This is a genomic window from Mesorhizobium sp. M7A.F.Ca.AU.002.02.1.1 (assembly GCF_003998535.1).
In the GTDB taxonomy this organism is placed as follows: Bacteria; Pseudomonadota; Alphaproteobacteria; order Rhizobiales; family Rhizobiaceae; genus Mesorhizobium; species Mesorhizobium ciceri.
The window spans coordinates 1-827 of the sequence record NZ_RZPB01001340.1; the positions used below are offsets into that span (position 1 = coordinate 1).

The following is an 827-nucleotide window of genomic DNA, read 5'->3' on the forward strand; positions in this document are numbered from 1 at the left end:
CTCCGCGACTTTGGCGGTGAAGCTTTCATAGATCGAGGCTTCGACCAGAAGCCGCGACGACGAGGTGCAGCGCTCGCCATTCAGCGAATAGATCATGAATACGGCGGCGTCGGCGGCGCGCTCGAGATCGGCGTCGGCAAAGACGATCACAGGGTTCTTGCCGCCAAGCTCGAAATGCACGCGCTTCAGCGTGCCGGCGCCTTGCTTCATGATCATCGAACCGGTGCGGCTTTCGCCGACAAAACCGATCGCCCTGATGTCGGGATGCTCGGTCAGCGCCTTGCCGGCGTCTTCACCAAGGCCGTTGACCAGGTTCCATACGCCTTTCGGCAGGCCGGCCTCCTCGGCGATCTCGACCAGCAGGCGGGCGGTCAGCGGCGAGAATTCAGCCGGCTTATGAACCACGGTGCAGCCGGCCGCCAGCGCTGGCGCAATCTTCCACGTCGACAGCATGAACGGTGTGTTCCACGGCGTGATGATGCCGACCGGGCCGATCGGAACGCGCGTCGTCATATTGACCTGGCCTGTCGTACGCAGCGTCTCGCCGTCGCGCGCTTCGGGCGCGCGGTCGGCGAAGAAACGGAAATTCTCGGCACCGCGCAGCGCTGCCTTGGCCATGAACTTCAGCGCCTGGCCGGTATCCATGCATTCGACAAAAGCGATCTCCTCGGCGCGCGCTTCGATTGCGTCGGCGATTTTGTGCAGCAGCTTCTTGCGTGCCTCGCCAGGCATGGCTGCCCAGGCTGGGAACGCCGCCTTCGCCGCCTTGGCGGCGCGGTCGATGTCGGCGGCCCCGCCGCGCGCGACGCTTGCCAGCGGCTTGAGGT

The 827-nt window shown here is 65.2% G+C and carries 1 protein-coding gene; it reads right to left on the reverse strand.

Annotated features, from left to right (window positions below; translation table 11 throughout):
- On the reverse strand, positions 1-827 hold an 827-nt coding region (locus EN879_RS37575), incomplete at both ends, for an aldehyde dehydrogenase family protein (RefSeq protein ID WP_127274794.1).